The sequence below is a fragment of the Buttiauxella sp. B2 genome (assembly GCF_006376615.1).
Lineage (GTDB): Bacteria > Pseudomonadota > Gammaproteobacteria > Enterobacterales > Enterobacteriaceae > Buttiauxella.
Genome location: NZ_VEXQ01000008.1, coordinates 158,584 through 182,482, shown reverse-complemented (window position 1 = coordinate 182,482; position 23,899 = coordinate 158,584). Strand labels below are relative to the sequence as shown.

Here is a 23,899-nt window from a genome sequence, read left to right as displayed (position 1 = left end):
ATTTTCATCGCGATAGAAATGTAAAGTTTAAAAAAGGATTGTCATCACCGTTTCAAGGCTCTTGTATTCAGCCAGGAAGGGAGAGTACATTAGCGCCGCGGGTCTTTGGTTCGCCGTCTGAATACGATAAAAAACGGCCACCAGGTGAAGTTTTTCCCAAAAGTCTTGGGTGGCGGTTTCATCTTTCTATACTGAATTTTTAAGCAACATTGCGCGACAACACGCGCGGAGCAATAACGTGAAATACTTCATGATGGGATTGTCGTTCATTTTGTTAGTGTGGGTGGGTACGTTTGTGATGATGGTTGAATAACCTGCACTCCAGACAAGAGAAACAGGAGCCAATGGGCTCCTGTTTTCGTTTTTACTCGACGATATCTGTTGACGATTTATGCGTACTTGGGAGCAAGCCATCAACACGGAACATCGATTTGATGCCGCGCACAGCCTGACGAATACGGTCGCGGTTTTCAATCAAGGCAAAACGCACATGTGTATCGCCGTAATCGCCAAATCCCACACCCGGTGAAACGCAAACTTTCGCATCCTGAAGCAGTTTTTTGGCAAACTCCAGCGACCCCATGTGCGCATACTGCTCAGGAATTTTCGCCCATACGTACATTGACGCTTTCGGGCATTCCACCATCCAGCCAGCTTCGTGCAAGCCTTTGACTAATACATCACGGCGGCGTTTGTACTGTTCGGCAATATCACGCACGCATTCTTGTGGGCCCTCAAGTGCAGCAATTGCCGCAACCTGCAACGGGGTGAATGTGCCGTAGTCATGATAGCTTTTGATTCTCGCCAATGCGTTCACCAGCTCTTTGTTGCCCACCATAAAACCGATGCGCCAGCCTGCCATATTGTAACTTTTTGACAGAGTGAAAAATTCAACGGCGACATCGCGAGCGCCAGGCACTTCCATAATTGACGGAGCTTTCCAGCCGTCATAAACGATATCGGCGTAGGCCAGATCATGCACCACCAGCACGTCGTAACGTTTGGCCAACGCGATAACTTTTTCGAAAAACTCCAGTTCCACGCACTGTGCGGTTGGGTTCGATGGGAAACCGAGGATCATCATTTTCGGTTTCGGATAGCTTTCGCGAATTGCGCGCTCCAGTTCGGCGAAGAAATCTACCCCTTCCACCAGCGGCACCGAACGAACTTGCGCCCCGGCGATAACCGCACCGTAAATATGAATCGGATAGCTTGGGTTTGGCACCAGCACCGTGTCGCCATGGTCGAGCGTTGCCAGCATTAAGTGCGCTAGCCCCTCTTTCGAGCCGATGGTGACAATTGCTTCGCTTTCAGGATCGATTTCTACGTCGTAGCGGTCTTTGTACCAGCGAGAAATAGCGCGACGTAAACGTGGAATACCCCTGGATGTGGAATAGCCGTGCGTATCTTCGCGCAGCGCAACCGTGCAGAGTTTTTCAACGATATGTGGCGGTGTTGGGCCATCAGGGTTGCCCATACTGAAATCGATAATGTCTTCACCACGGCGGCGAGCCGCCATTTTCAGCTCAGCAGTGATGTTGAATACATACGGAGGGAGGCGATCGATGCGCGAAAAACGACGTTTTGGACTGGTGTCAGCCATAAATTCCTCAGATTAACGTTAGCGCCCGGACCGTCCGAGCGACGCTGCCACGCGATGTGGCTTACTTAGAAAATAGCCCGAATAAAAATCCCCTGTCGAGAGGCAACGATAAATATTTTTATCTCTTATAAAAGAGGATGCTTCATTTGAAGCTAATCCCTATTTTATTTGATGATCATGCCTTATATTAACCATGCAGCAACAACCTTATAACTTTAATTCCCGATGACGTGGAGCACTGCCATGAACCTACACATTGATGACTTACCGCGTGCAATCCGTGAGATAAAACAAAAACTTCGCCACGAGTTGCCGGACTACAAAGCTGTTTTCCAACAACTCGAAGGCGATATGCGCCGTCAGATTGACGCTATTCGCGCTGAAATTGAACGTGGTGAGAATCCGGTGCCGCAGATTCACGCCGACGATATTGTTAACCATCGGGTAAGCGAGCAGCAAAAAGCACTGATTCGCCAGCGCGGTTGCTGCACCGTAAAGGGCGTTTTCCCAGAGTCACAGGCTCGCGCATGGAATGAAGAAGTCGGTAATTACCTCGAGCGTAATAACTTTGTTGAGAAGTTAAAGAACGCCGCAGAAGATAACTATTTCGGAACACTTGCAGCAAGTAAGCCACAAATTTACGGGATCTACTGGTCTAAGCCGCAAGTGGAAGCGCGCCAGCATGCGCGGATGAAAGCGGTGCAGGTTTTCCTGAATAATTTATGGGAAACCGAAAGTAACGGTAAACAGCATTTCGATCCGGATCGAGTGGTGAGCTATGCCGACCGTACCCGTCGCCGCCCTCCTCGTTCAAACTCTTTAGGGCTTTCGCCACATGTGGATGGCGGTTCGGTCGAGCGTTGGTTAGATGAGAATTTCCGCCATGTTTATCGCCATGTGTTTTCTGGTGAGTGGCAGAAATACAACCCATTTGCTGCTGAAGGGCGCACCGAAGTACGTGAGTTCCCGTCTCCTGCGGTTTGCTCGATGTTTCGTACTTTCCAGGGATGGACCGCGCTCAGCCCGCAGCGTAAGCACGGCGGCACGCTGACATTGCTGCCAATAGCAAACGCGATGGCTTATATTTTACTGCGCGCTTTACAAGACGATGTACCGGAAGAATCTCTGTGCGAAGCAAAACCTGGGCGCGCGCTTTCGATTAACGAACAGTGGCATCCCCTTTTATTAACTGGGATTTCCTCAATTCCGGATATGGAAGCTGGAGATACCGTTTTTTGGCACTGTGATGTGATTCATGCTGTTGAGAATGAACACCTTGGCGAATTTGATAGCAATGTTATGTATATCGCCGCCGCACCATGGTGTGAGAAAAATGCTGCCTATCTTGAGCGCCAGTGGCCTGCATTTGTTGAAGGCAGATCACCGCCAGATTTCGCAGCTGATGATTTTGAAGTCGATTTTGACGGACGAGCAACACCTGCTGATTTAACGCCAGCCGGGCGTGAGCAGTTGGGCGGGAAGTAACTTTTTCAACATTCTGACCCCTCAGCAGTTGTAGGGTGGATTAGCACAAGCGACATCCACCTTATTTTCACCTGAAGACCACGTTTCTGGTAACCGCTCAGTAATTTCCTTATCATTACCTTTCCATTCTTTGTCACGCGAGTTACCCGTGCACGAAATTTTTGACATGCTGCTGGCGGTATTTGACCGGGCGGCGCTGATGCTTATTTGCCTGTTCTTTTTAATTCGCATCCGCCTTTTTCGCGAGCTGCTCCATAAAAATGCCCACACGCCCAAAGAGTTATTAGCCGTCACCGCTATTTTCTCCATGTTTGCACTTTTCAGTACCTGGTCTGGCGTGCATGTTGAAGGCTCGTTGGTTAACGTACGTATTATTGCGGTAATGGCAGGCGGCATTTTGTTTGGCCCGTGGGTCGGTATCATCACTGGTATTATTGCCGGGACCCACCGTTATCTTATTGATATTGATGGAATTACTGCCATACCTTGTTTGATTACCAGTATTGTCGCCGGTATTATTTCGGGTTGGATCAATCGCAAAATACCTAAAGCACAACACTGGCGGGTGGGGATTATTGCCGGCATGTTGTGTGAATCCATGACCATGGTTTTGGTGGTGCTATGGGCGCCATCTATTGATCTTGGCATCGATATTGTTTCGAAAATCGGTATTCCAATGATCCTCGGTACAGTCTCAATCGGCTTTATTGTCTTGCTGGTGCAAAGCGTTGAAGGGGAAAAAGAAGCCAGTGCGGCGCGCCAGGCAAAACTGGCACTGGATATTGCCAATAAAACGCTGCCGTTATTCCGTAACGTTAACAGCGAATCACTGCGCCAGGTTTGCAATATTATTCGCCAGGATATCAATGCCGACGCCGTTGCGATTACCGATAAAGACAAAGTGCTGGCCTATGTTGGTTTTGGCGAGAGCAATTACAAACAGAATGATAACGGTATCAGCCCCCGAACTCAGCAAGCGCTGCGTGAAGGAAAGATCATTATCAGAAATGATGATGAAGCCTGGCGTACCCCAGAAATTCATTCGTTAATCATTATTCCTTTATGGGAAAAAGGTTTGGTCACCGGCACGCTTAAAATTTATTACCGCCACGCGCACCAGATAACCTCGACATTGCAGGAGATGGCCGTCGGGCTATCGCAGATTATTTCTACCCAGCTGGAAGTTTCCCGCGCCGAGCAGCTACGCGAGATGGCAAATAAAGCGGAACTGCGTGCGCTGCAAAGCAAAATCAATCCTCATTTTCTGTTCAATGCCCTCAATGCAATTTCATCTTCCATTCGCATGAATCCAGATACCGCGCGCCAGCTGATTTATAACTTGTCGCGTTATCTTCGTTACAACATTGAATTAAAAGATGATGAGCAGATCGATATTAAGAAAGAGCTGTACCAAATTAAGGATTACATCGCCATTGAACAGGCGCGTTTTGGCGACAAGTTAACGGTGATTTATAACATTGATGAAGAGGTAACTTGTCTGATCCCAAGCCTGCTGATTCAACCGTTGGTCGAGAACGCGATTGTTCATGGCGTCCAGCAGTGTAAAGGCAAAGGCGTGGTGACAATTAGCGTTGAAGAAAGCGGGAACCGCGTGCGTATTGCCGTGCGAGATACCGGACACGGCATCGATCCGCAGGTCATCGAACGTGTGGAAGCCAACGAAATGCCAGGCAATAAAATCGGCCTGTTGAATGTGCATCATCGCGTAAAATTACTCTATGGCGAAGGGTTGCATATTCGTCGTCTCGAGCCGGGTACTGAGATTGCATTCTACGTTCCTCACGCAGCCAATGCCGTTTCGCCGTTATTGTGGCAACAAGGAGGTAATGCATGAAAGTTATCATCGTAGAAGATGAGGTGCTGGCGCAGCAGGAGCTGAATTGGCTGATAAAAGAACACAGCCAGATGGAGATTGCCGGCATCTTTGATGATGGTATGGATGTGCTGAAATATCTGCAACATCATCAGGTTGACGCTATTTTTCTTGATATCAATATTCCGTCGTTAGATGGCGTATTACTGGCGCAAAATATCAGTAAGTTTGCCCATAAACCGTTTATTGTGTTTATCACGGCATGGAAAGAACACGCGGTAGAAGCGTTTGAACTGGAAGCCTTCGACTACATCCTGAAGCCTTATCAGGAGTCACGCATTATTGGGATGCTGCAAAAACTGGAAGCCGCCTACCAGCAACAGAATGCGCCAGCATCTGGAAACACGACGAACCGCGAAGCGCTGACGATTAATCTGGTGAAAGATGAGCGGATTATTGTTACGGATATTAACGATATTTATTACGCCGAAGCACACGAGAAAATGACGTTTGTTTACACTCGACGCGAAGCCTATGTGATGTCGATGAATATCACCGAGTTTTGCCACAGGTTGCCGGAAAGTCACTTTTTCCGCTGCCACCGTTCGTATTGCGTGAACCTGAGTAAGATCCGCGAAATAGAACCGTGGTTTAACAATACTTATATTTTACGCCTGCGGGATCTGGATTTTCAGGTGCCAGTGAGTCGCAGCAAAGTAAAAGAGTTCCGCCAGTTGATGCGGTTGTAGAACGGGCACAAGAAGTTGCGCCCGCCTGTATTACAGAACCTGCCCCAGCGTTTGACGCAAATGTGCGCCAGCGCCCAGCAGGCCCGGCTGATCGTGAACAATCAGGTATACCGGAATGTTGTGCACATATTCTTTGAAGCGCCCCTTGTCTTCAAAACCGCCGCGAAAACCGGATGCTTTAAAGAATTCCAGGAAGCGAGGCACGATTCCGCCCGCAATGTACACGCCGCCAAACGTCCCGAGTGTCAGTGCCAGGTTGCCACCAAAACGCCCCATGATTACGCAGAACAGTGACAGCGCACGACGGCAGTCGGTGCAGCTATCGTCCAGTGCTCGTTCGGTAATATCCTTCGGTTTGTAGTTTTCCGGTTCACGTCCATCTGATTTGACGATAGCGCGATACAAGTTCACAAGCCCTGGACCTGAGAGCACGCGTTCGGCAGAAACGTGGCCGATTTCAGTGCGCAACTCTTCAAGGATAATCCCTTCTTCTTCGCTGTTTGGCGCAAAATCAACGTGACCGCCTTCACCCGGTAAGCTGACCCAACGTTTATCAACGTGAACAAGATGTGCCACGCCAAGGCCCGTACCCGCGCCGTAGACCGCAACGGGTTTACCTTCTACTGGATCTCCACCACCAAATTTGATCAGGTGTTCTTCTTTAATCATCGGTATCGCCATGGATACGGCGGTAAAGTCGTTGATAATTTCCAGATGTTCAAAACCTAAGTTCTTTTTCATCTCGGCGGTTGAGAATGCCCAGGTATGGTTGGTCATCGCCACCCAATCGCCAGTAATCGGGCAAGCAATTGCGATACAGCCGTCAGTCACACTGACATTGTGCTCTTTGAGATAATGCACCACGACCGCTTCCAGGCTTGGAAAATCAAGGCCTGAATAGGTTTTTGCCTGGATGATGTCACCATTTTCTACGTTGCACAGTGCCAGACGAGCATTGGTGCCGCCTACATCTCCCACCAAAGCATATTTTGTCATTCTTCCACTGCTCCGCTAAAGTCAAAATAAGTTCTGGCATCACTGTAAAATTAGCTAGCCTAAACAACAACGACCAGATGAGAAGCGCCTTGGGATTATAGATCTACGTCACAGATTAGCTTGAGCGTTTCAGCTCCATTTGCAGAGCTGCGGGTTAAGTTATCTGACAGACTGTTTACCGCGGCTATTTGTACTTAAAAATTTAAGTTAAGGAATAATCATGCTCCATCCGCGAGCCAGAACGATGTTGGTTCTTTCTATCCCTGCGTTAGTGATTGGGATTTTTTCCAGCCTGGTGTTGATTGTGGTGATGAAAGCTGCCAACGTTTTGCAGCATTATTTGTGGGTCTCCCTGCCCGCCCGTTTCTCACTCGATATGAATTCCCCGATGTGGATTTTATTGATGCTCACGGCTACCGGGATTGCGGTTGGGCTGGTGATTCGCTATATGCCAGGCCATGGCGGTCCAGACCCGGCAACCGAACCGTTGATTGGAGCACCTGTACCCGTAATGGCGTTACCAGGGCTTATTATTACGCTGATACTGGGTCTTGCCGGTGGCGTGAGCCTCGGGCCGGAACATCCTATTATGGCGGTGAATATTGCGCTGGCGGTCGCCATAGGTGCACGTCTGCTACCAAAAGTCGGCGCACTCGACTGGACTATCCTTGCCGCTGCCGGAACCATTGGTGCACTGTTTGGCACCCCCGTTGCCGCCGCGCTGGTGTTTTCCCAGACGCTGAACGGCAGTAATGACGTGCCGCTTTGGGACAGACTATTTGCGCCGCTACTGGCAGCGGCTGCCGGTGCAATAACTACTGGCCTGTTCTTCCAACCTGACTTCTCTTTACCGGTGTTGCAATATCCACAAATGCGCCTGGTGGATATCTTTAGCGGTGCGGTGGTGGCAGCTATCGCGATTGCATTAGGTATGGTTGCGGTCTGGTGCTTGCCGCGAGCGCACCGTTTAATCCATCAGCTAAAACATCCTGTATTAATACTTGGTATTGGCGGCTTCCTGTTAGGTGTATTAGGGCTGATTGGCGGTGAGATAACGATGTTCAAAGGGCTTGATGAAATGCGCCAGCTAGCCACAGGGCAACACTATTCCGTCGCCACATTGTTCATGTTCGCAGTAGTAAAACTGGCAGCTCTAGTGATTGCATCGGCCTGTGGGTTCCGTGGCGGGCGTATATTCCCGATTGTATTTGTTGGTGTTGCGCTGGGAATGATGCTGCATCAGCATGTCGAGGCGGTTCCAGCAGCCATTACGCTGTCTTGCGCCATCCTTGGCCTGGTATTGGTGGTTACACGTGATGGCTGGCTCAGTCTGTTTATGGCAATGACCATCGTGCCAGACATGAAACTGCTGCCGTTGCTGTGCATCGTGATGCTGCCAGCCTGGCTGTTGCTGGCAGGCAAACCGGTGATGATGGCGGATAAACCCAAACCTTAATCTTTCGAAGCATTGCGTTTGGCAAGCGATGCCGTGATGGCCTGCAATAGCTCGGGAATATCCTGTTTAGGCAGAACGACTTCCACAAGCGACAGTCGTTCTGCTCTCGCCACTTTCTGCATCACTTCCTCAAGTTGCACCTGCTCAGTCACACGCCAACACTGCGCTGGGTTGTGAATATTCAACGCCTGCGGAATTTGCGTCCAGTTCCACGGTGCGATGTCGTTATAGCGCTGCTCGGCACCGTGAATCGCCCGCTCAACGGTATAGCCGTCGTTATTGAGCAAGAAAATTACCGGCCGCAGTCCATCGCGCAACATTGATCCTATTTCCTGAATAGTGAGCTGTGCCGAACCATCCCCCACCAGCAATACCACGCGTCGATTTGGACATGCGGTTTGTGCACCAAACGCTGCTGGTAGCGTGAAGCCTATCGAACCCCATAATGGTTGGGCAATGAACGTCACACCTGGCGGTAACGTCAGCGTTGCCGCACCAAAAGCTGCGGTTCCCTGGTCAGCAAGAATGATGTCTCCGGGTTGCAGGAAGTTTTGCATTGCCAGCCAGAATGCATGTTGGTCCAGTTTATTGTGAGTACCTACTGGTAGTATCGGCGGCTTTTGCTTCGGTACCGGCCAACCGGAAACCTGGTGCTTGCACAGCTGATGCAGCACATTCACCGCATCCGCCATGGTAATTCCGCTGAACCAGCGTTCGCCGACTCGCGTCGCATTCGGTTGAATGTCGATGGTCTGCTGGAGGGTGAGGTGTTGAGTAAATCCGGCGGTGAGCGTATCCGTAAATTTGGCGCCCGCGCAGATGACCAATTCAGCCTTTTCTATCGCCTCGATAATCGCAGCGTCACTGGCGGCGGCGCTGTAAGTACCAACAAAACCCTGCTGACCTTCATCGAATAACCCCTTTCCCATCAGCAACGTGGCGTGCGGCATTGGCGTATCATCCATCCACTGCTGTAGCGCTTTTTGCTGCCCGAAACGCAATGCCAGAAAATCCGCCAATAATGCCACGCTGCGGCTTTCCGCCAGGCGCTCTTGTGCACAGGCGCGGAATTCAGCTAATAACATAGGGTCTGTAGCGGGTTGTGCCGTTAACAGTGGTTTTGTCGGTCGAGTTGCAGGAGCCTGAGAGACGTCGCTGGGTAGCAGTAAATAACCTGGACGGCTTTGCGTTATTGTCTGATGCAAAACCCGATCTATTTCATAACATGCATTTTCTGCAGTGAGCGAAGCCTGAGCCACCGTCACTTCCTCGGCCATACGCGCAAAATGTCTGAAATCCCCATCACCTAATGTGTGGTGCAATAACTCGCCACGCCGCTGTGCGCCAAGGCAAGGCGCTCCAACGACATGGATAACAGGTAAATACTCGGCGTAGCTTCCGGCGATACCGTTAATTGCACTTAACTCACCGACACCAAATGTCGTTAGCAATGCTGCGGCACCGTTGCAGCGGGCATAGCCATCAGCGGCATAGGCGGCATTTAGCTCGTTGGCACAACCCACCCAAGAGAGGGTTGGGTTGCTAATCACGTTATCCAAAAACTGTAAGTTGTAGTCACCTGGGACACCAAACAGATGGGTGATCCCAGCTTCGGTGAATCGGTCCAGAAGATAGTCCGCGATGGTGTAAGACATAACTCATTCCTTCTCAGAGGGCTTACAGTGAGTATTGGGCATATGTGATCACTGTCGAGGAACCAGGAGAATAAGGTCGTGGAAAGAGGGATTTACACTTAACTGGGGTGTAGTCTGATAGCCGGAAATTTTGTGGAAACGTATACATTACGTTAGGCATTATCTATTAACAGGGGAAACAAATGGTTTATCAGGCACATCCTGCGCGTTATGAATCAATGGAATACCGCCGTTGTGGGCGCAGCGGACTTAAATTGCCCGCCATTTCGCTTGGCTTATGGCACAACTTTGGTGATACCACACTTCTGGACAACAGCCGCGAGCTTTTACATCGTGCGTTTGATTCAGGGATTACCCATTTGGATCTGGCCAATAACTATGGCCCACCTCCAGGTTCTGCTGAAGAAAACTTTGGCCGCATCTTGCGTGAAGATTTCCTTCCATATCGCGATGAACTGATTATTTCGTCAAAAGCAGGCTACACCATGTGGGGTGGACCTTATGGTGATTGGGGCTCACGTAAATATCTGATTTCAAGTCTCGATCAAAGCCTGAAGCGTATGGGGCTTGAGTATGTCGACATCTTCTATCATCACCGCCCTGACCCGGAAACCCCGCTTGAAGAGACAATGCGCGCGCTGGATACCGTGGTGCGCCAGGGTAAAGCGTTGTACGTCGGTATTTCAAATTACCCGGCTGCACTCGCAGCACAGGCGATTGATATTCTTAACGATCTCGGTACGCCATGTTTGATCCATCAGCCAAAATACTCGATGTTTGAACGTTGGGTAGAAGATGGTTTGTTGGATGTACTGCAAGAAAAAGGTGTGGGGAGCATTGCGTTCTCACCTCTGGCGGGTGGGCAACTCACTGACCGTTATCTGAGTGGCATCCCGGCGGATTCACGCGCTGCAAGCGGGAGTATTTTTCTCAATGCCGATCAACTCACCACTGCGAAGCTGGAAAAAGTACGTAAATTAAATGCGATAGCGCAACGCCGTGGGCAAAAACTGTCTCAAATGGCACTGGCATGGGTGCTGCGCGGGGACAGAGTGACATCAGTTCTGATTGGTGCCAGTAAAACCAGCCAAATAGATGATGCTGTTGGCATGTTAGCTAATCGCCACTTCACTGCGGCAGAGCTTGCAGAGATCGAAGAAATTTTAGTGTAATCGCTATCACTGACTGGTTTAATTATAAGCGAAATTAGCAAAACGTGCTATCTTCTGCGATTTAGGATTTGTGGCGATGAAACACTTGTTTACCACGCCTTAATATTGCGGTAACAGACCGCCTGGCGGTTACCGTGTATTAAGGAGAGAGTATGTTCAGGTCACTGATTCTTGCGATTGCATTACTGGCATCTGTACCGCTGGTGGCAAATGCGGGCGAAATCACCCTGCTGCCGTCGGTTAAGCTACAAATAGGCGATCAGGATTATCGCGGTAATTACTGGGACGGTGGTGGCTGGCGCGACCGTGATTACTGGCGTAATAACTACGAATGGCGTGATAACCGCTGGCATCGCCATGACAACGGTTATCACCGTGGTTGGTATAAAGACCGTGGTCGTAGCAGTTTTGAGAACGGCTATCGCGCAGGCTGGAACGATCGCGATGATCATCGTGGTGGGCGTGGGCGTGGCGATCATGGACATGGTCATGGCGGCGGTCATCGCCACTAATCGCACTATTTAGAATATTGAAATGGGAGCCGCGGCTCCCATTTTTACGTCTACAATCCGAGCGCGGTGCCAATCAGTAGCCAGATATTGAGCGCAACAACTATTGCGACAATCACCCACCCCACTATTCTCACTACGCGGGTATTGACCAAATCACCCATCAATTTTTCATCGCTGGTAAAAATCAGCAGAGGGACAAGTGCCAGTGCGATACCAAAACTGAGTAATACCTGGCTCATGACAAGGACTCGTGTTGGGTCAAGCCCCATCAGAATCACGATAAATGAAGGCGCCATGGTGACAGAGCGACGTACCCACAACGGTATATAGAAACGCACAAACCCCTGCATCACGACTTGCCCTGCCAGTGTACCGACAACGGTTGATGATAAGCCTGCAGCAACCAGACTTAAACCGAAAATGGTGGCAGCCGAGTGGCTCAATAACGGCTCCAGCGTCAGATACGCTTCGTCAAGATCGGCAACGCCGGTATGGCCTGAAAAGTGAAACGCAGCGGCAGCCGTGGCCATCATCGCCAGATTTACAAATCCAGCGATGGTCATCGCAATACCAACATCCCATTTGGTGGCTGAATAACGCTCCGCATGATTGCCGTCGTGCAGATGTTGGGTCAGTGACGAATGCAGGTAGATAACGTGCGGCATAATGGTTGCGCCCAGCACACCCGCTGCCAAAAACACCGCTTCGCTGGTTGGCAGGCTAGGGATCAGCATTCCTTTACCCAGCTCCGCCAGCTTAGGTTGGGAGAAAATCAGCTCAACGATATAAGCCGCAGCGACAAACAGCAGCAATCCACCGATCACTTTTTCGAGTGGCTTTTGCCCGCGTCGTTGCAACATCAGAATCAGGAACGTGGCGATGCCAGTCAGTACTGCGCCTTGCAATAGCGAGACGCCAAGGATCAATTTGAAACCAATCGCAGCACCGATGAATTCGGCAAGATCGGTAGCCATGGCAATGATTTCAGCCTGTATCCAGTACAACCAAACAACTGGACGCGGATAATGGTCACGAATTTGCTCGGCGAGATTTTTCCCGGTCGCAATCCCCAGTTTTGCCGACAAAATTTGTATCAGCATCGCCATCAGGTTGGCCCATACCACCACCCACAGCAATTTATAACCAAAGCTAGCACCAGCCTGGATGTTGGTGGCAAAGTTACCGGGATCGATATAACCGATAGCCGCGATAAATGCCGGGCCCATTAACGCCAGACGTAATCTGCGCGCTGTGCGAGTACCACTATTTTCAACGCGACTGTTTGTCATTATCTGCCTCTGGAGATATAGCCTTTGCTATGTTTTAAGCTATCAAAAATGAGAATGATTATCAAATTCATTTAAAGGGCATAAATTGATTTCTTTGATAGACTGAAACAATGAAGGATTTGCAGTAGCGATTTTCTATCGCCGGTTAACGAACAGCAACTGTGACAAGAACTATGTTAAAGATATGTGCGTTGACGCAACTTTTATCTTCTTTACTTAACATAGCAGAAATGTATGTTTGATCACTAATTTTGAGTTTGGTCACATGACATTACTATAGTGTGCGTTTGCTCTCGTTTTCTTATTGCTTGTTTCATAGAATGTGCAACGAAATTAAACCTGCCTCATGTTTGGAGCAAATATGTCCCGCGTTCTTCACTTTGTCTTAGCGCTTGCCGTGGTTGCGCTACTTGCTTTATTGCTGAGTAGCAACCGTAAGCAGATCCGTATTCGTTTTATCGTTCAACTGTTAGTGATTGAACTCATTCTTGCCTGGTTCTTCCTGAACTCAGAAATTGGTTTGGGCTTTGTCAGAGGTTTCTCAGAAATGTTTGAGAAGCTGCTGTCATTCGCTAATGAAGGGACAAACTTTGTATTCGGTAAGATGAATGACGAAGGACTCGCCTTCTTCTTCCTGAAAGTACTCTGCCCAATCGTCTTTATCTCTGCGCTGATCGGGATTTTGCAGCACATCCGCATCTTGCCAATTGTTATCCGCTTTATCGGTACCCTTCTGTCTAAAGTGAATGGTATGGGTAAACTGGAATCCTTTAACGCCGTAAGCTCGCTGATTCTGGGACAATCAGAAAACTTTATCGCCTATAAGGATATTCTCGGCAAGATGTCGCGCAACCGCATGTACACCATGTCCGCTACGGCCATGTCTACTGTGTCCATGTCGATTGTCGGCGCTTATATGACGATGCTCGAACCTAAATATGTGGTCGCAGCGCTGGTATTGAACATGTTCAGTACCTTCATCGTGCTTTCTCTTATCAACCCGTACCGCGTTGATGAGAGCGAAGAAAACCTACAGATGTCTAACCTGCATGAAGGTCAAAGCTTCTTCGAAATGCTCGGTGAATACATTCTGGCAGGTTTTAAAGTCGCGATTATCGTAGCCGCAATGCTGATTGGTTTTATCGCTTTGATCTCCGCGCTGAACGCACTGTTTGCAGCTGTTCTGGGCATTTCCTTCCAAGGCATTCTGGGTTACATCTTCTACCCGGTAGCCTGGGTGATGGGTGTTCCGTCAAATGAAGCGTTGCAAGTTGGTAGTATTATGGCCACCAAACTGGTATCCAATGAATTCGTTGCGATGCTGGATCTGCAAAAACTGGCTGGTACGCTTTCCCCACGTGCGGAAGGTATCCTGTCTGTGTTCCTGGTTTCGTTTGCCAACTTCTCTTCTATCGGGATTATCGCGGGTGCGATTAAAGGCCTGAACGAAGAGCAAGGTAACGTTGTTTCTCGCTTTGGTCTGAAACTGGTTTACGGTGCGACGCTGGTGAGTATTCTGTCAGCGTCTATCGCTGGCCTGTTCTTGTAAGAATCCTCACAATAAAAACCGGGGCATTTGCCCCGGTTTTTTTATGCCTGAATCACGTCGTCATACTGCCAGCACACCTGATTTCTTCCACGTTCTTTCGCGGTGTACATCCGCATATCAGCAAGCGCCTGAATTTGGTCAAGCGAGTTCTCTGGATACTCACTGTGCGAAGCAATACCCAACGATGCGGTAATCGGGAGCAGAGAGCCATCCTCAAGCATCAGTCCAGAAGACTCAAGCTCCCACTTAATTCTTGTGGCAACCATAATCCCGGCTTTCAGATCGGAATTCGGTAGGTAAATACAGAACTCTTCACCGCCGATGCGCCCCAGAATATCCTGGTTGCGGATTGCTCGCTGAATACGCCCAGTAGCATGCACCAGCATATTATCGCCGACCAAATGCCCGTAAACATCATTCACTCTTTTGAAGTGGTCAAGGTCAAGCTGCACGATGGTGTAATCCACATAGTTGGGGCTTATTTGTGATGTACGCGCAAAAAAACCGCGCCGATTGAGTGCCCCTGTCAAGTCGTCGTGAAGCGCATGGTGTTGCATTTCACGCTGTAAACTGCCCATATTTCGTACCAGGCGGCAAATGACCTTGTGCGACCCCCAAAGGAAAAGCACGAAAATCACCCACATCACCACCAACAGAATACTGAAACGACCAAAGCCCTCATGTAGCCCCTGGCTGAGCGTTTGCGTGCTTACAACAACCGATTGGGTTCCGACAACTTTGCCAAACGTGATAAATACTGTGCCGTCACGTATGGTGCCGCGCGAGGAGACTTCAAGCGTCTGGCGAATAGTCGATAACTGCTTCGCACTCAGTTGAAAATGATTGATATCCCCAACTACACCCGTTAACGGCTTTAGTTGTTCGTCATACAGTTGATACGCACTTTGTGTCCCTTCCGGTAACGAAGAGGCCAGGAATTTTTGCACCGAGTCATTATTAAAAGCAATACCCAGCAATCCTATCCAATTACCACGGTAATCGACCGGAATGGCACCGTTGATCAGTGTGTCATTGCTTTGCGCGATATTTTGCCGCGTCCAGAAAGGCTCGCGCTGCGGGTTCAACAACGGTGATGCCAGCACGAAACTGCCCTGCTTTTCATGAGGGTTGTAGCTGCTGATCAATAGCGAGTTAACTTCTTGCGATAAAGAGACAATAAATTCGCCTTCGCGCGAGATGTAGTACAAATCAGCTGTTAATTCATTTGCACCGGAAGCCAACGGGAAAAGACTCTGAATTTTGCGCAATGCATAGAGTTCCTGGCGAACTTCAAATGCTTCTTGCCCAGGAAATGCGGAATCTTCAGTGATAACATTTGGCAAAGGCAAATCACCTACCCAAAGGCGATTGTTGCCTGAACCATCATCGATTTCGGAAGGAACAATCGCAGCACCTGGAAATAGCGGGTCATCCATTGATTCAACGAAGATACGCTTTAGATAGCGAAGGTTATCAATTTTGTACTGAGCTTTACTTTCAATACGGGTAATAACACTTTCAAGATGGCTGAGGTGGCTGGTGCGATAACCGTGGCTAAATAGCTGTCCCTGCTGCCAGAACAAAACAGTGTTCAGCACAAAAACAAAAATGAAAACCAGGTGGATCACACGCAGTGTTTTAGCCATAGGCAGGCGAAACCGATTTGCTAATGAAGTGCTCACAAATAAGCCCTTTGATCATATGCTCGCAACATACTACGACCTTAAAGCATGAACTGCGGTAAGAGGCTCTGGTTTACCAATCAGATACCCTTGTAAAAACTGTACGCCCAGTTCGTGCAATAGCGCACGCTGTTCTTCAGTTTCGACATACTCGGCCACAACATTCAATTGCTTAGCACGAGCCATATCGCATATAGATTTAACAATCAGGGGGTCAAGAGAGTCCGAGGTGATGTCTTTTATGAAGCAGCCATCAATCTTGATTATGTCCGCCTGAAGCCGTTTGAGTCGTTCATAATTCGCATAACCCGTACCAAAATCATCAATGGCGATTTTAAAACCATTGTCACGCAGCAGTGTGATGTTCTGCATTGATGTTTCTGAGTCCGAGAACGCCTGTTCTTCGGTGACTTCAATAATGACACTGCTGGTTGGAACTTGGTATTGGGTGAACAGCGAAACAATTTTCTGAGCGATGTCTTTTTGCATCAACGTCAATGGCATAAGATTGACAGAAAAATGCGGTTGCTGCATATCGTTTGGATGAAGATACAAGAAATTCACTAATTTTTTCACCACCAACATATCAAAGCGGGTGCTGAGGTTGAACTCTGCAATAATAGGAATAAACTTGTCAGGAGCAATTATCTGGTTTTCAAAAACTATGCGGCTGAGTATTTCGTAATATCCTTTCCCTGTTGCATCTACGATAGGCTGCGCGTAGAGCACCACAGGATCTTCTTCATTCAATACACGTTTAATTTTCTGTAATAACAAAACACGTTCAGTGGTCTTATCAGAAACGTAATCAATTTGAGTATTCAGACTAAGCACACGCGTGGCGATACTAGTCTGCTCAGACAAATAGCTTAATTTCCCTAATGTATGGTGTAGTTCAACCAAGTTATTGTCGATAACACTATAAGCAGCACCATACTCAATCTCCAGCATAGTGTTATGCCATTTTATTTTTTTGCAATTGAGTAGATCAACAATATGTTCAAGCCGCGCATTAGTATGTTGCCCACGCAAAAAAATCAATAATTCACTGCCGGGCAACTGAAATACTTGTTCACCTTGTTGCATCAAAGGTGCTATTTGACTGGTAATAATACGCTTGCAATGAATGCGCATCATCATGCCGTAATGGCGGCTGAGAAACTCCAGATTAGACATACGTAGACAACATAACGTTCCTTCCGGATAACATTGCACGTGTTGTTCCAGCGCACGTAAATTCGGTAATTGCGTTAATGGATCAGTGAGAGCCTGTGAATGATAAATACGCTTCATCCATTCATTTTTCTTAAATATCATCGTCATGTATAGCATGCAGACTGAAAAAGAGATAAATACAGAAAGAATAAAGGACAGGGCGAATTCTGTGTTCACTCCGTAAAGAAAACCACGGTTAAAAGTTAGCAGAAACCATGCAGAAAGGCCCCAAAGCAGGCCCATTAAACGTGGGCCAAAATGACGGATCCCCAAGGTAAACAATATGAAGACAACCGGCACCAGGTAACCAGAAATCGTTAGCATGCTTGAGGGTGAACAAAGTACGGTCAACAGCACTACCAAACTCAATAGCCATGTGAAGGAGTAAAAACGACGCGGTCCAATGAAATCACGCATCACGCAACGACGCCAGAATGCACGTGCGTAATGAGGGTTTAGGATCATCCTTAATGGATAATAAAATAGAAAATTAAAGATGAGAGATGAGGCAACCAGACTTTGGAAATCCATCACCATAAACATGTGTGAATTATCGCCAAAGTAAGCGGCTACATTTGCAGGGAAAGAAATATACTGCCCCGCAAAATACATTAGTAATTTAATGCTGACAGGGGCAACAAAGCCAAGCCATAATATTCTAATCCCCATGCCTTTATCGGTCAGGGCATAGCGCCATCGCGGCCCCAGATAATAACGAACAATCATACTGCAGATGATGATTGGGAATATCAAACAAATAATAAAAGCTGCTAACGCAATGAACGGAAAATTCAGGAAAAATGAAAATGTCACTACTGAAGAAATTATCAGAGGAACAATCGCAACTCGGCCATAAATAAACACCATGGCAATCATCAAACTGACTGGAAGGTAGGCGAGATAAATCTGATGCCCCCCTACAGTGGTTAATGGAGAAATATAGCGAGAAAAAGGGAAAAGTAAGAGGCATAAAACCAGTGCTGTGGCGTATTTTCTGATTGATGTATTAAAAATCATAAGCTCTGGAATCTGTGCGCTGTAATAGCCTTACAGCATTATTCGGTGGTAAAGAATACGTTTATTTATTGCACAAATCAAGCTTACAAAATATCATACCCCTTTAAATTTACTGTATTTTTATACAATCATACAAAGAGAAATAATTTGATATATATATATTAAGAATCAATCGTATTCAAAAATTGCTGATTAGAAGAATAAATATCACGGTGAAATGGCTGTTTAGAGAAGTATTCAGAGGCATAAAAAAACCCCCGCCATCAGGCGAGGGTTTCATATTTTGGTGGAGCTAAGCGGGATCGAACCGCTGACCTCTTGCATGCCATGCAAGCGCTCTCCCAGCTGAGCTATAGCCCCACGAATGGGTTTGGTTTTAACGATTCAAATCTTGCTGGTAAAGATTTGGTGGAGCTAAGCGGGATCGAACCGCTGACCTCTTGCATGCCATGCAAGCGCTCTCCCAGCTGAGCTATAGCCCCGTACCGTGAAACCGTGTCGTATCGACGGGCGGCATCATATGAAACCCACTCAAGAGTGTCAACGTCAAATTCGGCTTCTGCGATCAATCGTCGAAAAAGCAAACAGCTGCAGCTAAAGCAAATTGCATCTCATCCTGCGGTAGTTAATCCTGTCACAGTTTCCAGTAAAATGATCTCATAAAATGAACCCCTAATAACCCTTTTGGATTTAAGGAAAAAACTGTGCTCAAGGAACGTATGACCCCAGAAGAGCTGGCGATGATGACTGGCTATAGTCGCCAAACAATCAACAAATGGGTACGCAAAGAAAATTGGCTTACGACTCAAAAGCCTGGAGTTCAGGGAGGAAAAGCTCGCCTGATTCATGTGGATGAACGTGTCCGCGACTTTATTAATAGCGCAAAACGCGTTTCGGAAAAGCACGGCAGTTACCACGTTAATAGCACTTCGTTGGAAGCTCTTTTACTTAATTCGATGAAGCAAATGTCGATTTCAGAGCAAGAACAGATGTCAGCATTGCTTCTGCGTGAAGGTATTGCGGGAGTTTTAAAACGTTTAGGTATTCGTGATGAGTAAGACGAGTATTTAAAAGCCGACATTAAGTCGGCTTTTAAGCAAGTACGCTCAATGATTTAATCTAGCGTTACTGTTGTACTTCGCGCTGAGCAATAAATTCCAGCGCTTTGTTAATACGCGCAATGGAACGTTGCTTACCAATAGCGTGAACGGTAACGTCAAGGCCTGGTGATTGCCCGGCTCCGGTTACCGCTACACGCAGTGGCATACCCACTTTACCCATACCTACTTCCAGCTCATCAGCCGTTGCCTGAATAGCGTTATGCACATTTTCCGCAGTCCAGTCGCTTAATGCGGCCAGTTTGTCGCGAACTACTTCCAGCGGTTGGCGAGCAACAGGGCGCAGGTGTTTTTTCGCAGCGTCAGCGTCGAACTCGCTGAAGTCTTCATAGAAGTAGCGGCAAGTTTCCGCCATTTCTTTCAGAGTTTTGCAGCGATCGCCAAGCAGTTTCACAAGTTCAGCAAGCTGTGGGCCATTACGGGTATCAATGTTTTGCTGCTCAATATGCCATTGCAGATGTGTCGCCACATATTCAGGAGCAAGATGATTAATGTAGTGGTGGTTCAGCCACTGCAATTTCTCAGTGTTAAATGCACTGGCAGATTTGCTTACCGAGTCTAGCGTGAACAATTTGATCATATCTTCGCGAGTGAAGATCTCCTGATCACCATGGGACCAGCCCAAGCGTACCAGGTAGTTCAGCAGTGCTTCTGGCAAGTAACCATCATCACGATATTGCATCACGCTTACTGCGCCGTGGCGTTTGGACAGTTTTTTACCATCATCGCCATTAATCATAGAAACGTGTGCATAAACGGGAACCGGCGCGTTCAATGCTTTCAGAATGTTGATCTGACGCGGTGTGTTGTTGATATGGTCTTCACCACGAACAACGTGAGTAATCTCCATATCCCAATCATCCACAACGACACAGAAGTTATAAGTTGGAGAGCCATCGGTACGGCGGATAATCAGATCGTCAAGTTCCTGGTTGCTGAATTCAATCGGGCCACGGATCTGGTCATCGAAAATAACCGAACCTTCTTGCGGGTTAGCAAAACGCACAACACAAGGTTCGTTAGCTTCGTGATGCTCATGACCATGGCGACAGCGACCGTCATAACGCGGCTTGTCGCCGTTCGCCATTTGTTCTTCGCGCAGGGCTTCAAGACGTTCTTTAGAGCAGTAACATCTATACGCTGTACCCGCTTCCAGCATTTCGTCGATAACCGCATTGTAGCGATCAAAGCGTTTAGTCTGGTAGTACGGACCTTCATCCCACTCCAGGCTCAGCCAGTTCATGCCATCCATAATAGCTTCGATAGCTTCTGGAGTGGAACGCTCAAGGTCAGTGTCTTCTATACGCAGCACAAACTCGCCGCCGTGGTTACGAGCAAAAAGCCAGGAGTAGAGAGCAGTACGAGCACCACCAACGTGCAAATAGCCCGTAGGGCTTGGCGCAAAGCGAGTTTTGATTTTCATTGAACGGCCTTAATTACGCAAAAGTACCGGGAAGCCGGCTAATGCCAGGGAATATTTAGTCGATAACATTCTACCACTCCAGGCTGATTCCTCAATGTCGATACCTTTAGTTGTCAGGAATCCATACATTCTGGTGACAAATCAATCACCCATGGATAATTACTGATCGCATTGATTATTTTTACGACGAACGAACAAAATCTTTAGAAAAGGCGTTGACTCATTTTCAACTCTCCCTATAATGCGACTCCACACAGCGGGGGTGATTAGCTCAGTTGGTAGAGCACCTCCTTTACACGGAGGGGGTCGGCGGTTCGAGCCCGTCATCACCCACCATTCATTAGTGAGTGATACCGCAGTGTAGCAAGAGATAAGATTTGGGTGATTAGCTCAGTTGGTAGAGCACCTCCTTTACACGGAGGGGGTCGGCGGTTCGAGCCCGTCATCACCCACCATTATCTACTCTTGTAATAGCAGTACCGAAGTTCGGGTGATTAGCTCAGTTGGTAGAGCACCTCCTTTACACGGAGGGGGTCGGCGGTTCGAGCCCGTCATCACCCACCATTCGGGGCGTTAGCTCAGTTGGTAGAGCAGTTGACTTTTAATCAATTGGTCGCAGGTTCGAATCCTGCACGCCCCACCAATGTAGAAAGGCGCCCTAAAGGCGCCTTTTTGCTATGTGCGATTCCTAACCCTCGATACAGAATTAGCGACCTACCCACAATTCCCCTCAAGATTTACCCTTGTCTGGCCGATATTTGTTCTATTCAGTCCTTCAAGGAACCATCATGAGCAACACCATTACCACGTCAACGCCGTCACCTCAGGCCAATTCTTCGGCATCTGCAAGTTCAGGCGACAATAGCCTGGCATCACAAATCAGCCGTATTACGCAACAAATCACTAAGCTAACGCAGCAGGCCAAAGATATTGCGAACGGTAGCGGGACCACTGAAGAGAAACAAAAGCAACAAGAGTTGATCCAGGCTCAAATCAAAATGCTGCAAGCTCAAGTGGCACAATTGCAGCGTCAACAGGTTGAAGAAGCCCAGAAAAAACAGGATCAGCAGCAATCAAGAGTCGAAGGTGTGAATAAGCCATCTGAAAATAACCAGATTGATATCTACATTTAATCGTTGTGAAAAAGAGGATCTCCCAGGCGCGCAGCGGTTAACTGTTGCGCCTGTTGGCGAACAACCTCCCAAATTGCTTCTGCAGCACGAGAAAGCGACCTATTTTTACGGCGAACCAACATTAATTGCCGCTCTACAACCGGAATGAGTGGTCTTACAACCAGTGGGCGGCCCTGTGGTAACGGTAATGCTAACGCCGGGAGAACGCTGATACCAATTCCCGCTTCTACCATTGGAAAGAGCGTTGCCGGGTGGCCAATTTGCTGAACAATATTTGCCTCTATGCCCTGACGTTGCAACGCTTCATCAATTAATGGACGGCTGCCTGAAGCATAATCCTGTAACACCAACTTCGCACCTTGCAACGCCTGCCATGACACCTGAGTCTGAAGTGAAAACGGATGGTCATCGCGGCAAAGCAGTAAAAACGGTTCGGAAAGTACCGCCTCGCAATCCAGATCGCTTGCCTGAATGGGGTCTATAACCATGCCAAAATCTACTTCGCCCTGACGGATACTTTGCAGTACCCATTGTTGTGGGCGGTCATGTAGCACAAAACGAATGGCTGGATACTCCAGGGCTGCGGCTGCTATAGACTGCGGCATCAAATGTGCAGAGATAGTCTGGCTCGCGGCAACACGAACCGTTCCACTTAGTTGATGACCCACGCTGCGCGTGTCCAGCAATGTACTCGTCAACTCTTCCAATAACCGCTCAAGGCGTGCAGCCAGTTGCTGGCCTGCTTGCGTCAGAGCGACTTCGCGAGTGGTACGATCCAGCAGCTTTACGCCTAGCTCGCTCTCAAGTTCTTTTACGCTGTGACTTACCGCCGATTGGCTCAAACCAATTTGCTCCCCTGCCCGACTAAAACTCCCGGCATGGGCAACTGCGACGAACACTTTTAACTGGCGCAGGGAATAATTCATCTAATTTATTCATCAATGTATTTAATAAATCAATTTTATTTCTAAAACCGATAAAAGCACAATGGCCCCATCACAGTTTGAGGAATGATGATGAAACTCTCTCGCGTACTCGACCCTTTTACACTGACACTCATTTTTGTCGTAATGGTGGCATCTTTCTTCCCGGCTCAAGGCAGCTTTGTTGGCTTCTTTGAAGGACTTACCACGGCCGCCATCGCACTTTTATTTTTTATGCACGGGGCAAAACTCTCTCGCGATGCGATTATTGCAGGGAGCAGTCACTGGCGCTTGCATCTATGGGTGATGTGCAGCACATTCGTTCTGTTCCCGGTTTTGGGAGTTTTGTTCGCCTGGTGGGCGCCGGTAAACGTCAGTCCTGAAATCTATACCGGCTTTTTGTATCTATGTATTTTGCCTGCCACGGTGCAATCGGCAATTGCATTTACATCCCTTGCTGGGGGTAATGTTGCAGCGGCGGTATGCGCCGCTTCCGCTTCAAGTCTACTCGGGATTTTCCTTTCGCCATTGCTAGTCGGCATGGTGATGAATGTACATGGCGCAAGCGGCAGTTTGCAGCAAGTGGGCAGTATTATGTTGCAGTTACTGGTGCCATTTGTACTCGGCCATCTTTCTCGTCCGTGGATTGGTAACTGGGTCGCTAAACATAAAAAATGGATTGGTAAAACCGATCAGACTTCAATTCTTCTTGTCATCTACACGGCGTTTAGCGAAGCAGTAAGACATGGGATTTGGCACAAAGTAGGACTGGGTTCACTGCTGTTTATCGTGGTAGTAAGTCTGGTATTACTGGCGATTGTAATCAGCCTCAACATGCTTGTGGCAAGACGCCAGGGCTTTAGCAAGGCCGATGAAATTACCATTGTGTTCTGCGGTTCGAAAAAGAGCCTGGCTAATGGTATTCCCATGGCAAACATACTGTTCCCGGTAGCCACTGTGGGGATGATGGTGCTGCCGCTAATGATCTTCCATCAGTTGCAGCTAATGATATGCGCGGTGCTAGCTCGCCGTTACCAGAGGGAAACTCAGGTGGCAACCAAAACCGCCACCGAAGTCCCTGGATAACG

Annotated in this window: 19 protein-coding genes and 6 tRNA genes; 15 read left to right on the top strand and 10 right to left on the bottom strand. The window is 48.2% G+C overall.

Going from position 1 to position 23,899, the window contains the following annotated elements; translation table 11 throughout:
• Positions 1–169: 169 nt before the first annotated feature.
• A complete protein-coding gene (gene ypdK, locus FH968_RS24170; protein WP_370451494.1) occupies positions 170–313 on the top strand; it encodes a membrane protein YpdK in 144 nt (47 codons plus the stop codon).
• A 51-nt stretch (positions 314–364) separates the two neighbouring features.
• Here the strand turns inward: ypdK and alaC are convergent, their stop codons facing one another.
• Positions 365–1,603, bottom strand: a complete 1,239-nt coding sequence (gene alaC, locus FH968_RS11690; protein ID WP_139879603.1) for an alanine transaminase — start codon at positions 1,601–1,603, stop codon at positions 365–367.
• Between the two features lie 243 nt (positions 1,604–1,846).
• On the opposite strand from alaC, the gene FH968_RS11685 reads away from it, so the two are divergent.
• The 3 genes from FH968_RS11685 (at position 1,847) to FH968_RS11675 (ending at position 5,671) form a co-directional block, all read left to right on the top strand.
• Positions 1,847–3,088 (top strand): DUF1479 domain-containing protein, encoded by a 1,242-nt coding sequence (locus FH968_RS11685; RefSeq protein ID WP_139879601.1) that lies wholly within the window; start codon positions 1,847–1,849, stop codon positions 3,086–3,088.
• Positions 3,089–3,236: 148 nt separating this feature from the next.
• The gene (locus tag FH968_RS11680) at positions 3,237–4,943 is read left to right on the top strand and encodes a sensor histidine kinase (RefSeq protein WP_139879599.1); all 1,707 of its coding nucleotides are present in this window, start codon (positions 3,237–3,239) and stop codon (positions 4,941–4,943) included.
• On the top strand, positions 4,940–5,671 hold the full coding sequence (locus FH968_RS11675; RefSeq protein ID WP_139879597.1) for a LytTR family DNA-binding domain-containing protein: 732 nt from the start codon (positions 4,940–4,942) through the stop codon (positions 5,669–5,671). Before FH968_RS11680 ends, FH968_RS11675 begins: the two co-directional genes overlap by 4 nt.
• A 30-nt stretch (positions 5,672–5,701) precedes the next feature.
• On the opposite strand, the gene glk is transcribed toward FH968_RS11675, so the two are convergent.
• Positions 5,702–6,667: a glucokinase gene (glk, locus tag FH968_RS11670; RefSeq protein WP_139879595.1), complete on the bottom strand. Its 966-nt coding sequence runs from the start codon at positions 6,665–6,667 to the stop codon at positions 5,702–5,704.
• Positions 6,668–6,887: 220 nt separating this feature from the next.
• Here glk and FH968_RS11665 point away from each other — a divergent pair, with 220 nt between their 5' ends.
• On the top strand, positions 6,888–8,123 hold the full coding sequence (locus tag FH968_RS11665) for an ion channel protein (RefSeq protein WP_139879593.1): 1,236 nt from the start codon (positions 6,888–6,890) through the stop codon (positions 8,121–8,123).
• Here FH968_RS11665 and FH968_RS11660 read toward each other — a convergent pair.
• Complete coding sequence (locus FH968_RS11660) at positions 8,120–9,778, bottom strand: alpha-keto acid decarboxylase family protein (RefSeq protein WP_139879590.1); 1,659 nt, start codon at positions 9,776–9,778, stop codon at positions 8,120–8,122. The two genes, FH968_RS11665 and FH968_RS11660, sit on opposite strands and share 4 nt — an antisense overlap.
• Before the next feature lie 182 nt (positions 9,779–9,960).
• Between FH968_RS11660 and mgrA the strand changes: the two genes are divergently transcribed.
• Both mgrA and FH968_RS11650 read left to right on the top strand, forming a co-directional pair.
• Positions 9,961–10,950, top strand: coding sequence for an L-glyceraldehyde 3-phosphate reductase (gene mgrA / locus FH968_RS11655; protein ID WP_139879588.1), 990 nt, complete (start codon positions 9,961–9,963; stop codon positions 10,948–10,950).
• 152 nt (positions 10,951–11,102) lie between these two features.
• Positions 11,103–11,462, top strand: a complete 360-nt coding sequence (locus FH968_RS11650) for a DUF2502 domain-containing protein (protein ID WP_139879586.1) — start codon at positions 11,103–11,105, stop codon at positions 11,460–11,462.
• Between the two features lie 50 nt (positions 11,463–11,512).
• On the opposite strand, the gene FH968_RS11645 is transcribed toward FH968_RS11650, so the two are convergent.
• Positions 11,513–12,751, bottom strand: a complete 1,239-nt coding sequence (locus tag FH968_RS11645) for an Nramp family divalent metal transporter (protein ID WP_139879584.1) — start codon at positions 12,749–12,751, stop codon at positions 11,513–11,515.
• A gap of 361 nt (positions 12,752–13,112) precedes the next feature.
• Here FH968_RS11645 and FH968_RS11640 point away from each other — a divergent pair, with 361 nt between their 5' ends.
• Positions 13,113–14,300 carry a NupC/NupG family nucleoside CNT transporter gene (locus FH968_RS11640; protein ID WP_139879582.1) on the top strand — a complete coding sequence of 396 codons (1,188 nt, stop codon included), beginning with the start codon at positions 13,113–13,115 and terminating at the stop codon, positions 14,298–14,300.
• Between the two features lie 41 nt (positions 14,301–14,341).
• Here FH968_RS11640 and FH968_RS11635 read toward each other — a convergent pair whose 3' ends face one another.
• The 4 genes from FH968_RS11635 to FH968_RS11620 form a co-directional block, all read right to left on the bottom strand.
• Positions 14,342–15,982, bottom strand: coding sequence for a diguanylate cyclase (locus FH968_RS11635; RefSeq protein WP_223271314.1), 1,641 nt, complete (start codon positions 15,980–15,982; stop codon positions 14,342–14,344).
• Positions 15,983–16,015: 33 nt separating this feature from the next.
• Positions 16,016–18,214: an EAL domain-containing protein gene (locus FH968_RS11630; RefSeq protein ID WP_139879579.1), complete on the bottom strand. Its 2,199-nt coding sequence runs from the start codon at positions 18,212–18,214 to the stop codon at positions 16,016–16,018.
• 284 nt (positions 18,215–18,498) lie between these two features.
• Positions 18,499–18,574: transfer RNA gene (locus FH968_RS11625), tRNA-Ala, on the bottom strand.
• Positions 18,575–18,620: 46 nt separating this feature from the next.
• Positions 18,621–18,696: transfer RNA gene (locus FH968_RS11620), tRNA-Ala, on the bottom strand.
• A 222-nt stretch (positions 18,697–18,918) separates the two neighbouring features.
• Between FH968_RS11620 and FH968_RS11615 the strand changes: the two genes are divergently transcribed.
• Positions 18,919–19,272 carry a YfeC-like transcriptional regulator gene (locus FH968_RS11615; RefSeq protein ID WP_139879577.1) on the top strand — a complete coding sequence of 118 codons (354 nt, stop codon included), beginning with the start codon at positions 18,919–18,921 and terminating at the stop codon, positions 19,270–19,272.
• Between the two features lie 67 nt (positions 19,273–19,339).
• On the opposite strand, the gene gltX is transcribed toward FH968_RS11615, so the two are convergent.
• A complete protein-coding gene (gltX, locus tag FH968_RS11610; RefSeq protein WP_139879576.1) occupies positions 19,340–20,755 on the bottom strand; it encodes a glutamate--tRNA ligase in 1,416 nt (471 codons plus the stop codon).
• 260 nt (positions 20,756–21,015) lie between these two features.
• Between gltX and FH968_RS11605 the strand changes: the two genes are divergently transcribed.
• The 5 genes from FH968_RS11605 (at position 21,016) to FH968_RS11585 (ending at position 21,888) form a co-directional block, all read left to right on the top strand.
• A tRNA-Val gene (locus FH968_RS11605) sits at positions 21,016–21,091 on the top strand.
• 43 nt (positions 21,092–21,134) lie between these two features.
• Positions 21,135–21,210: transfer RNA gene (locus FH968_RS11600), tRNA-Val, on the top strand.
• Between the two features lie 33 nt (positions 21,211–21,243).
• Positions 21,244–21,319: transfer RNA gene (locus FH968_RS11595), tRNA-Val, on the top strand.
• A gap of 3 nt (positions 21,320–21,322) precedes the next feature.
• Positions 21,323–21,398, top strand: a tRNA-Lys gene (locus tag FH968_RS11590).
• Between the two features lie 145 nt (positions 21,399–21,543).
• A complete protein-coding gene (locus FH968_RS11585; RefSeq protein WP_139879573.1) occupies positions 21,544–21,888 on the top strand; it encodes a FlxA-like family protein in 345 nt (114 codons plus the stop codon).
• On the opposite strand, the gene FH968_RS11580 is transcribed toward FH968_RS11585, so the two are convergent.
• Complete coding sequence (locus FH968_RS11580) at positions 21,885–22,814, bottom strand: LysR family transcriptional regulator (protein ID WP_139879571.1); 930 nt, start codon at positions 22,812–22,814, stop codon at positions 21,885–21,887. The genes FH968_RS11585 and FH968_RS11580 overlap by 4 nt on opposite strands.
• A gap of 90 nt (positions 22,815–22,904) precedes the next feature.
• On the opposite strand from FH968_RS11580, the gene FH968_RS11575 reads away from it, so the two are divergent.
• Positions 22,905–23,897, top strand: a complete 993-nt coding sequence (locus tag FH968_RS11575; RefSeq protein ID WP_139879569.1) for a bile acid:sodium symporter family protein — start codon at positions 22,905–22,907, stop codon at positions 23,895–23,897.
• Positions 23,898–23,899: the final 2 nt, after the last annotated feature.

What these genes read in the sequence shown, in the direction of transcription:
- alaC (WP_139879603.1), bottom strand. Translation starts at nt 1,603, where the DNA reads ATGGCTGACACCAGTCCAAAACGTCGTTTTTCGCGCATCGATCGCCTC.
- FH968_RS11685 (WP_139879601.1), top strand. Translation starts at nt 1,847, where the DNA reads ATGAACCTACACATTGATGACTTACCGCGTGCAATCCGTGAGATAAAA.
- FH968_RS11675 (WP_139879597.1), top strand. Translation starts at nt 4,940, where the DNA reads ATGAAAGTTATCATCGTAGAAGATGAGGTGCTGGCGCAGCAGGAGCTG.
- glk (WP_139879595.1), bottom strand. Translation starts at nt 6,667, where the DNA reads ATGACAAAATATGCTTTGGTGGGAGATGTAGGCGGCACCAATGCTCGT.
- FH968_RS11665 (WP_139879593.1), top strand. Translation starts at nt 6,888, where the DNA reads ATGCTCCATCCGCGAGCCAGAACGATGTTGGTTCTTTCTATCCCTGCG.
- FH968_RS11660 (WP_139879590.1), bottom strand. Translation starts at nt 9,778, where the DNA reads ATGTCTTACACCATCGCGGACTATCTTCTGGACCGATTCACCGAAGCT.
- mgrA (WP_139879588.1), top strand. Translation starts at nt 9,961, where the DNA reads ATGGTTTATCAGGCACATCCTGCGCGTTATGAATCAATGGAATACCGC.
- FH968_RS11650 (WP_139879586.1), top strand. Translation starts at nt 11,103, where the DNA reads ATGTTCAGGTCACTGATTCTTGCGATTGCATTACTGGCATCTGTACCG.
- FH968_RS11645 (WP_139879584.1), bottom strand. Translation starts at nt 12,751, where the DNA reads ATGACAAACAGTCGCGTTGAAAATAGTGGTACTCGCACAGCGCGCAGA.
- FH968_RS11640 (WP_139879582.1), top strand. Translation starts at nt 13,113, where the DNA reads ATGTCCCGCGTTCTTCACTTTGTCTTAGCGCTTGCCGTGGTTGCGCTA.
- FH968_RS11630 (WP_139879579.1), bottom strand. Translation starts at nt 18,214, where the DNA reads ATGATTTTTAATACATCAATCAGAAAATACGCCACAGCACTGGTTTTA.
- gltX (WP_139879576.1), bottom strand. Translation starts at nt 20,755, where the DNA reads ATGAAAATCAAAACTCGCTTTGCGCCAAGCCCTACGGGCTATTTGCAC.
- FH968_RS11585 (WP_139879573.1), top strand. Translation starts at nt 21,544, where the DNA reads ATGAGCAACACCATTACCACGTCAACGCCGTCACCTCAGGCCAATTCT.
- FH968_RS11580 (WP_139879571.1), bottom strand. Translation starts at nt 22,814, where the DNA reads ATGAATTATTCCCTGCGCCAGTTAAAAGTGTTCGTCGCAGTTGCCCAT.
- FH968_RS11575 (WP_139879569.1), top strand. Translation starts at nt 22,905, where the DNA reads ATGAAACTCTCTCGCGTACTCGACCCTTTTACACTGACACTCATTTTT.